This window comes from Pseudomonas palleroniana, assembly GCF_003031675.1.
In the GTDB taxonomy this organism is placed as follows: domain Bacteria; phylum Pseudomonadota; class Gammaproteobacteria; order Pseudomonadales; family Pseudomonadaceae; genus Aquipseudomonas; species Aquipseudomonas palleroniana.
In genome coordinates this window covers 1-9,863 of the sequence record NZ_PYWX01000054.1, presented here as the reverse complement: position 1 = coordinate 9,863, position 9,863 = coordinate 1, and the positions used below count along the sequence as shown (strand labels likewise).

Annotated in this window: 1 protein-coding gene; it reads left to right on the top strand. The window is 65.0% G+C overall.

The features are described 5' to 3' along the window. Positions 1-9,863 (top strand): non-ribosomal peptide synthetase (locus C9383_RS19555; RefSeq protein ID WP_146164716.1); only part of this gene is annotated, 9,863 nt, incomplete at both ends.

Sequence of the window (9,863 nt, the reverse complement as noted above, 5' to 3'; positions counted from 1 at the left end):
GTGTTGTGGATGACCGCCGGCTTGTTCCACCAGTACGCCGAAGGATTGTTGCCGGTCTTCCCGCAACTGCGTTACCTGATTGTCGGTGGCGATGTGCTCGATCCGAACGTGATCGCTCGGGTCCTCAAGGACGGTGCACCCCAGCATCTGCTTAACGGCTACGGCCCGACTGAAGCCACTACCTTCTCGACCACCCATGAGATTACGCGGGCAGACGAGGGCAGCATTCCGATTGGCCGCCCGGTGGGCAACAGCCGAGCTTATGTGCTCGACGCCCGTCAACAACCGGTGCCGGTCGGTGTCACTGGCGAGTTGTATATCGGTGGCCAGGGGGTTGCCCTGGGCTACCTGAACCGGGCTGACCTGACGGCGGAGACATTCCTCGCCGACCCGTTCAACGACGGGGCGCTGATGTACCGCACTGGCGACCTGGTGGCCTGGCGTGCCGACGGTACCTTGCAGTATCAGGGCCGTAACGACCAGCAGGTGAAGATCCGCGGTTTCCGCATCGAACTGGGCGAGATCGAAACGCGCCTGAGTGAGCACCCGCAGGTCAAGGACGCGGTGGTACTCGCCCGTCAGGACGAACCGGGGCACAAGCGCCTGGTGGCGTACTTCACCGAGCGTGAAAACGTCGATATCCAAGCCTTGCGTGAGCATCTGCACGCGCAGTTGCCGGACTACATGGTGCCGGCCGCCTACGTGCGCCTTGACAGCCTGCCGCTGACCAACAACGGCAAGGTCGACCGCAAGGCCCTGCCTGCACCGGACCAGGAAGCCCTGCTGAGCCGTGGCTACGAAGCGCCACAAGGAGAAGTGGAAACCGTACTGGCGCAGATCTGGGCCGACCTGCTCAAGGTCGAGCAAGTCGGTCGTCACGACAACTTCTTTGAACTGGGCGGCCATTCGCTGATGGCGGTCAACCTGATCGAACGCATGCGCCGCGCCGACCTCAGCGCCGACGTGCGCGTGTTGTTCAGCCAGCCGACTTTGGCAGCGCTGGCCGCTGCGGTGGGCAGTGGGCGCGAAGTGGCCGTACCGGCCAACCTGATCACGCCCGATTGCGTGCGTATCACCCCGGACCTGCTGCCCCTGGCGGACCTGGACCAGGCGGCGATCGACCGCATCGTCGCCAGCGTGCCGGGCGGCGTGGCCAACGTGCAGGATATCTACGCCCTGGCACCGTTGCAGGAAGGCATCCTGTACCACCACATCGCAGCGGAGCAGGGCGATCCGTACTTGCTGCAGTCGCAGCTGGAATTCGACGATATCGAGCGTCTGCAGGCGTTTGCCCAGGCCTTGCAGTCGGTGATCGAGCGCCATGACATCCTGCGCACCGGCGTGGTCTGGGAAGACCTGGCCATTCCCGCCCAGGTCGTCTGGCGCAAAGCCGAGTTGCCGGTACAGGCCGTGGACCTGGACCCGGCCGATGGCGATATTCTCAGCCAACTGCATGAGCGTTTTGATGCCCGGCATTACCGCCTGGAGGTCAGCCAGGCGCCGCTGGTTCGTCTGGTGTACGCCGAAGACCGCGCCAACCAGCGGATCGTGGCGATCCTGTTGTTCCATCACCTGGCGCTGGACCATACGGCCCTGGAGGTCGTCAGCCAGGAAATGCAGGCCAGCCTGCTGGGGCTGTCCGAGCCATTGGCGGCGCCGATCCCGTATCGCAACTATGTGGCTCAGGCGCGCCTGGGGCTCAGTGAGCAGGAGCACGAAGCGTTTTTCCGCGACATGCTCGGCGATATCGAGGAGCCGACCTTGCCGTTCGGTTTGCAAGACGTACAAGGCGAAGGCCATGCCATCCGTGAAGCCTCGCTGGCTCTGGACGCCGATTTGAGCCGGCGCCTGAGGGCGCGGGCGCGGCTGCTGGGGGTCAGCGCCGCGAGCGTGTTCCATCTGGCGTGGGCGAAGGTGCTGAGCAGCGTGTCCGACTCGCGGCAGGTGGTGTTCGGCACCGTCCTGATGGGCCGCATGCAGGGCGGGGACGGCGCTGACCGGTCGCTGGGCATGTTTATCAACACCCTCCCATTGCGGGTCGAAACCGAAGGCTTGGGGGTGCAGGCCGCCGTCAAGGCGACCCATGCACGCCTGACCGGCCTGTTGGGGCATGAACATGCCTCGCTGGCCCTGGTGCAACGTTGCAGTGGGGTTGCGCAGTCGACCCCACTGTTCAGTGCGCTGCTCAACTATCGCCATAGCCCGGCGGCCCATGCCGGCCTGACGGCCGAGATGGAGCAGGCCTGGCGCGGCATGCGCTTCCTGACGTCCGAGGAGCGCACCAACTACCCGGTCAGCCTGAGCGTCAACGATCTGGGCGAAGACTTCAGCCTGGATGCACTGACGGTTGCATCGGTCGATCCGCAATTGATCTGCGGTTACCTCGTGACCCTGCTTGAACAGCTGGTCGATGCTCTGGAGCACGCGCCACAACGGGCGTTGGAGCAACTGTCGATCCTATCGCCGGCACAGACCCGCCAGTTGCTCGTGGATTTCAACGCCACCGACGCGGATTACCCACGGGACCTGACCGTGGTGCAGATGATCGAGGCGCATGCCTTGCACACGCCGCATGCCGTCGCGGTAGTGCTGGGCGACCAGGCGTTGAGCTATCGCGAACTGAACGAACAGGCCAACCAGGTCGCGCATCACTTGCGCAGCCTGGGTGTGCAGGCCGATGCACGCGTTGCGCTGTGCATGGAGCGCAGCCTGGCGATGATTGTCGGGCTGCTGGGCATCCTCAAGTCGGGTGCTGCCTATGTACCGCTCGACCCCGAGTACCCCGCGCAACGCCTGGCACTGGCGCTGCAAGACAGCCAGCCGCTGGCGGTGCTGGTCCACGCAGCCACCCGCACGGTGCTGGAGGATTCGGGTGTGGCACAGGTCGACCTGGACGCACTGTCGTTGACTGCACAGCCACGCCACAACCCGGTCGCGGTGGCCGGGCCGAATGACCTGGCCTACGTGATCTTCACCTCCGGCTCCACCGGCCGTCCGAAAGGGGTGATGGTGGAGCATGGTTCGCTGGTCAACCACATCACCTGGCAGACCCGCACGTTTGGTTTTGATGCCAACGAGCGGATCTTGCAACGTACCTCGGTGGCCTTCGACGCCTCCGTCTGGGAGATCTGGACGCCGTTGGCGATTGGCGCGCGCCTGGTGCTGTTGCCGGCGCAAGCCTCGAGGGACGTCGAGCAAATGGCGCAGACCCTGGTGGAGCACCAGGTCAGCGTCGCGCAATTTGTGCCAAGCCTGCTGCGCCTGCTGGTGCAACTGCCGGACAGCGGCGTGCGCTGCCGTTACCTGTTCAGCGGCGGTGAAGTGCTGGAGCCGCAACTGGCAATGCAGGCCCGGGCGTTGACCACTCACGGGATCGTTAACCTGTATGGGCCGACCGAAGCCACCATCGACAGCACGTCGTGGACCTGCGACGGCAGTGCGCCGGTCGAGTCGGTGCCGATTGGCAAGCCCATCGCCAATGCCCGCGCCTATGTGCTCGACACACGCCTTGAGCCGGTGGCGCTGGGTGTGGTGGGTGAGTTGTACATCGGCGGCGCGGGCGTGGCGCGTGGGTATCTGGGCCGCGATGACTTGACGGCCGAGCGCTTCCTGGCGGACCCGTTTACCGCTAATGGGCGCCTGTACAAGACCGGCGACCTGGTGCGTTACCTGGCCGATGGCACGCTGGACTACGTGCGACGCAATGACGATCAGGTCAAGTTGCGTGGTTTGCGTATCGAACTGGGTGAAATCGAAGCGCACCTGGCGGCGCATAGCGCTGTGCAGGAGGCCGTGGTATTGGTGCGTGATGAGCGCCTGGTGGCGTACTGCACGCGGCGCGATGCGCAGTCGCAGATCGATATCGAAGCCTTGCGTGAGCATGTGCAGCAGTCTGTGCCGACCTACATGGTGCCGCAGGCCTATGTGGTGCTGGAGGCGCTGCCGCTGAGCCCCAACGGCAAGCTGGACCGCAAGGCGCTGCCGGAGCCGGGCATGGAAGCGGTGATTGCACGGGGTTATGAAGCCCCCAGCGGTGCGGTCGAGACCCTGCTGGCGCAGCTCTGGGCCGATGTGCTGAAGGTGGACAAGGTCGGTCGCCACGACCACTTCTTCGAACTGGGCGGGCACTCGTTGCTCGCCGTCAGCCTGATCGGACGCATGCGCCAGGCCGGCCTCAACGCCGACGTGCGCGTCTTGTTCAACCAGCCGACCCTGGCCGCGCTCGCCGCGGCCGTGGGCAGCGGGCGCGAGATCCAGGTGCCGGCCAACATCATCCCGGCCGGGTGCACGCACATTACGCCGGACTTGCTGCCACTGCTGACCCTGGATCAGCCGAGCATCGACCGTATCGTCGCCACCGTCGTCGGCGGCGCGGCCAACGTGCAGGATATCTACCCGCTGGCGCCGCTGCAGGAAGGCATTCTTTACCACCACATCAGCGCCGATCAGGGCGATCTGTACGTGCAGCAGGGGCAGTTCGCGTTTGCCGATCTTGCGCGCCTGCAGCAGTTTGCCGAAGCCTTGCAACGGGTTATCGACCGCCACGATGTGCTGCGTACCGGGTTTGTCTGGGAGGGCCTGGAGCAGCCGGTGCAGGTGGTCTGGCGACAGGCGCGGATGGTCACCCGGGCGGTGCAGTTCGATCCGCGCGGCGGCGATATCGCCGCGCAACTGGCGGCGCACGTCGACCCGCGCCGCCATCGTCTGAACGTGACCCAGGCGCCACTGATGCAACTGGTGTACGCCGACGATGAGGCCGGCCAGCGCATTGTCGCCACGCTGCTGTTCCACCACACGATCATGGACCACATGGCGATGGACGTGGTGTGGCGGGAAATGGAAGCGTTCCTGCTCGGCAAGGGCGATGAACTGATCGCCTCGGTGCCTTACCGCAACTACGTGGTGCAGACGCGCCTGGCCAGTCGCGAGCAGGAACACGAGGCGTTCTTTCGCGACATGCTCGGCGATATCGAGGAGCCGACCCTGCCGTTCGCACAGCAGGACGTGCGCGATGACGGCTACGATATCGAAGAGGTCGACCTGACCCTGGACGCCGGCTTGAGCCGACGCTTGCGCGTGCTGACCCGCCAGAATGGCGTCAGCCCGGCCAGCCTGTTCCACCTGGCCTGGGCACGTGTGCTGGGGGTGGTTTCCAGCACTGAGCGGGTGGTGTTCGGCACGGTGATGATGGGCCGCTTGCAAGGCGGTGAGGGCGCCGACCGGGCGGTGGGCATGTTTATCAATACCTTGCCGCTGCGCGTCGATATCAGCGGCCAAGGCGTGCAGGAGGCCGTCAAGGCCACCCATGCGCGTCTGTCGGGCTTGCTTGCCCATGAGCTGGCCTCACTGGCCCAGGTCCAGCGTTGCAGTGCTGTGCCGCAGTCCATGCCGTTGTTCAGTGCGTTGTTCAACTACCGCCATACGCCGGACAATGCTGCTGAAATCACCGAGGCGTCGCGTCGTGCGTGGCAAGGCATGGAGTTGTTACAGGCGCGGGAGCGTTCCAACTACCCACTGACCTTGAGCGTCAACGATTTGGGCGAGGCTTTCAGCCTGAGCGCACTGGCGCTGGCATCGATTGGCGCGCAACGCCTCTGCGAGTACGTGAACCGGGTCGTCGAGCAACTGGTCGAGGCGCTGGAACACGCCCCGCACACCGCGATGAACAGCCTGTCGGTGCTGCCCGCCGAGGCGCGTCGGCAGTTGCTCGAAGGCTTCAACGCCACCCGTGTCGACTATCCCCACGGCCTGACCCTTCACCAACGCTTCGAGCAGCAGGTCGAGTTGTACCCGCATACGCTGGCGGCGGTGTACCAGGGCCAAAGCCTGACCTACGTCGAACTGAACCGCCAAGCCAACCAACTTGCGCACCAGTTGATCGAACTCGGGGTGCAACCCGACGATCGCGTGGCGATCTGTGCACAGCGCAGCCTGGAAATGCTGGTGGGCCTGGTCGCCATTCTCAAGGCCGGTGCGTGCTATGTGCCGATTGATGCGGCGCACCCGGCCGAGCGCCTCAGTTACCTGCTCGGCGACAGCGCACCGGTGGCCGTGCTGATCCAGCCGGCGCTGGCGCAGCGTCTGCCGACCCTGACCGTGCCGGTATTGGAACTCGACAGCCGTCTGTGGCAAGGCCCGTCCAAAGGCAACCCACAGATTGCCGGCCTGACCCAGGCACACCTGGCGTACGTGATCTATACCTCCGGTTCTACCGGCCTGCCCAAAGGCGTGATGGTGGAGCATCGCACTTTGGAAAACCTGGTGAGCTGGCACTGCGATACGTTTGAACTGGGGCACGGCGGCAAGACGTCGAGCGTCGCCGGTTTTGGTTTCGACGCCATGGCCTGGGAAGTCTGGCCGGCCTTGTGCGTGGGGGCGACTCTGTATATGCCGCCGGCCTATGAGGGCGGTGAAGACATCGACGCGCTGCTGCAGTGGTGGTTGGCGCAACCGCTGGATGTGAGCTTCCTGCCCACCCCAGTGGCGGAATATGCCATCAGTCAGGACCTGCAACACCCGACGCTCAAGACGCTGTTGATCGGCGGCGACCGCTTGCGGCAGTTCAACAAGCCGCAGCGTTTCAACCTGATCAACAACTACGGCCCGACCGAAGCCACGGTGGTGGCGACCTCCGGGCGCGTTGACGCCGGGCAGGTGCTGCATATCGGCAAGCCGGTGAGCAATGCCCAGGTGTATCTGCTCGATGAATACCAGCAGCCCGTCCCCCTGGGCGTTGCGGGAGAGTTGTACGTGGCAGGTGCCGGGGTGGCGCGGGGTTACCTGAACCGCCCAGAGATGACCGCCGAGCGCTTCCTCAAGGATCCGTTCAGTGCGGATCCGCAGGCGCGTATGTACCGCACCGGCGACCTTGCACGTTGGTTGGAAGACGGCACCCTGGAATACCTGGGCCGTAACGATGATCAGGTGAAAATCCGCGGCGTGCGTATCGAGCTGGGTGAAATCGAAACCCGCCTGAGCGAACAGGCCGGCGTCCGCGAAGCCGTGGTGCTGGCCCGTGACGGACGCCTGGTGGCGTATTTCACCGAACAGTCGGCGCTGGATATCGACACCCTGCGCAGCGGTTTGCAAGCGTGCTTGCCGGAGTACATGGTGCCGGTCGCCTATGTGCGCCTGGACCAGCTGCCGCTGACCGCCAACGGCAAGCTGGACCGCAAGGCGTTGCCGGAGCCGGATCAGGACGCGATGCTCAGCCGCGGCTATGAAGCTCCGCAGGGCGAGGTGGAAACCACCCTGGCGCAGATCTGGGCCGAGGTGCTCAAACTGGAACAGGTGGGTCGCCACGACAACTTCTTCGAGCTGGGCGGGCACTCGTTGCTGGCCGTGGGCCTGGTGGAACGTATGCGCCAGGCGGGCTTGCAGGCGGATGTGCGCGTGCTGTTCAGCCAGCCGACCCTGGCCGCCCTCGCGGCGGCGGTGGGCGCCGGCAACGAAGTGGCGGTACCGGCCAATCGCATCGACATCGGTTGCACCCGCATCACTCCGGACTTGCTGCCCCTGGCCGCGCTGGATCAGGCAAGCATCGACCGGATTGTCGCCAGTGTGCCGGGTGGTGTGGCCAACGTGCAGGACATCTATGCCTTGGCGCCGTTGCAGGAGGGCCTGTTGTATCACCACATCAGCGCCGAACAGGGTGACCCGTACCAGCAACATGCGCTGTTCGCGTTCGACGGCCGCCAGCGGCTGGACCGGTTCGCCCAGGCGCTGCAATACGTGATCGGTCGCCACGACATCCTGCGTACCGGGCTGTTCTGGGAGCAACTGGAGGTGCCGGTGCAAGTGGTCTGGCGCGAGGCCCCGCTGACGATGGACGAACTCGTCCCACAAGCGGGTGAGGTGCTGGCGCAGTTGCGTGAGCACTTCAGCCTCGGCCGCCACCGCATGGATATCCGCCAGGCACCGATGATGCACCTGGGCTTTGCCCATGACCCGCAGCATCAGCGTTGGATCGGCATGCTGTCCTTCCACCACCTGGTCAACGACGCGACCTCCATGGGCGTGCTGGTGGCGGAAATCGAAGCGCACATGAGCGGGCGCGAGCAGCAACTGGGTGCATCGGTACCGTACCGCAACTATGTGGCGCAGACCCGCCAGGGCAAGGACCGCGCCGCCCATGAAGCGTTTTTCCGCGAGATGCTCGGCGACGTCGACGAACCGACGCTGCCGTTCGGCGTGCAGCGCATCGACAGTGAGCGGGATGCCACCGAGGAGGTCGATCACTGGCTGGGCGCTGCGTTCAGCCAGCGTCTGCGGCGCCAGGCACGGCAGTTGGGGGTGAGTGCCGCCACGCTGTATCACTGGGTCTGGGCCCAGGTCATCGGCGCGGTGTCAGCCCGTGATGACGTGGTGTTCGGCACCGTATTGCTCGGCCGCCTGCAGGCCGGCGACGGCGCCGAGCGTTCCCTGGGGATGTTCATCAACACCTTGCCGCTGCGCGTGCGCCTGAAGGATGAAAGCCTGACGGCGGCGGTCAAGAACACCCATGCGGCCTTGAGTCAGTTGATGGCTCACGAGCATGCGTCGCTGACGTTGGCGCAACGTTGCAGCGGCGTGGCCGCGCCGGCACCGTTGTTCAGTGCCTTGCTCAACTACCGTCATGCCTCGGCCAGCGTCAGTGAGGCCAGCCGCGTCGCCTGGGACGGCATCGAGATGCTCGCCAACGAAGGGGTCAACAGTTACCCGCTGATTCTCTCGGTGGATGACGTGGGCGAGGATTTCCGTGTCAGTGCCCTGGCACCGCGCTCGGTCGGCGCGCAGCGGGTCTTGGGCTACGTGTGCACGACGTTGGCCGGGCTGGTCGAGCAGTTGGAACAGGCGCCGCATTCGGCAGCCAATCGCCTGTCGATCTTGAGCAGCGATGAGCGCCGGCAGTTGTTGCAGACGTTCAACGATACGGCGCGGGGCTACCCGCAACTGCAACCGCTGCATCAGGTGTTTGAGGCATGGGTACAGGCGCATCCGCACGCCCTGGCGGCGTCGCACGGCCAGCAACAGGTCAGCTATGCCGGGCTGAACGCACGGGCCAACCGCCTGGCCCATCATCTGATCGGCCTGGGGGTAGTCCCCGGCGACCGTGTGGCGATCCTGCTGGAACGCTCCGTGGACCTGCTGGTCAGCCAACTGGCAATCAGCAAGTGCGCGGCGGTGTATGTGCCGCTGGACGTCAACGCGCCGTTGGACCGTCAGGGCTTCATGATCTCGGACAGCGGGGCGGCGTTGGTGCTGACGGCGGCCTCGATCAAGGTGCCGGAAGGCGCCCGTCGTCTGGATCTGGACACCCTGGATCTGATTCTCGAGCCGGATCACAACCCGGCGTTGGAGCAATCCGCAGAGACGGCGGCGTACATCATGTACACCTCCGGCTCCACGGGTACGCCGAAGGGCGTACTGGTGCCGCACCGGGCGATCACGCGCCTGGTGATCAACAACGGCTATGCCGATTTCAATCAGCAGGACCGCGTTGCGTTTGCTTCGAACCCGGCGTTTGACGCCAGCACCCTCGATGTCTGGGCACCTTTGCTCAATGGCGGGGCAGTGGTGGTGGTCGATCAGGACACATTGTTGTCCCAAGCTGATTTCGCGGCGTTGTTGCAGGAACAAGCAGTCAGCGTGTTGTGGATGACCGCCGGGTTGTTCCACCAGTACGCCGAAGGATTGTTGCCGGTCTTCCCGCAACTGCGTTACCTGATTGTCGGCGGTGATGTGCTCGATCCGAGCGTGATCGCCCGGGTCCTCAAGGACGGCGCACCTCAGCACCTGCTCAACGGCTACGGCCCGACCGAGGCGACGACGTTCTCGACCACCCATGAGATTACGCGGGCAGACGAGGGCAGCATTCCGATTGG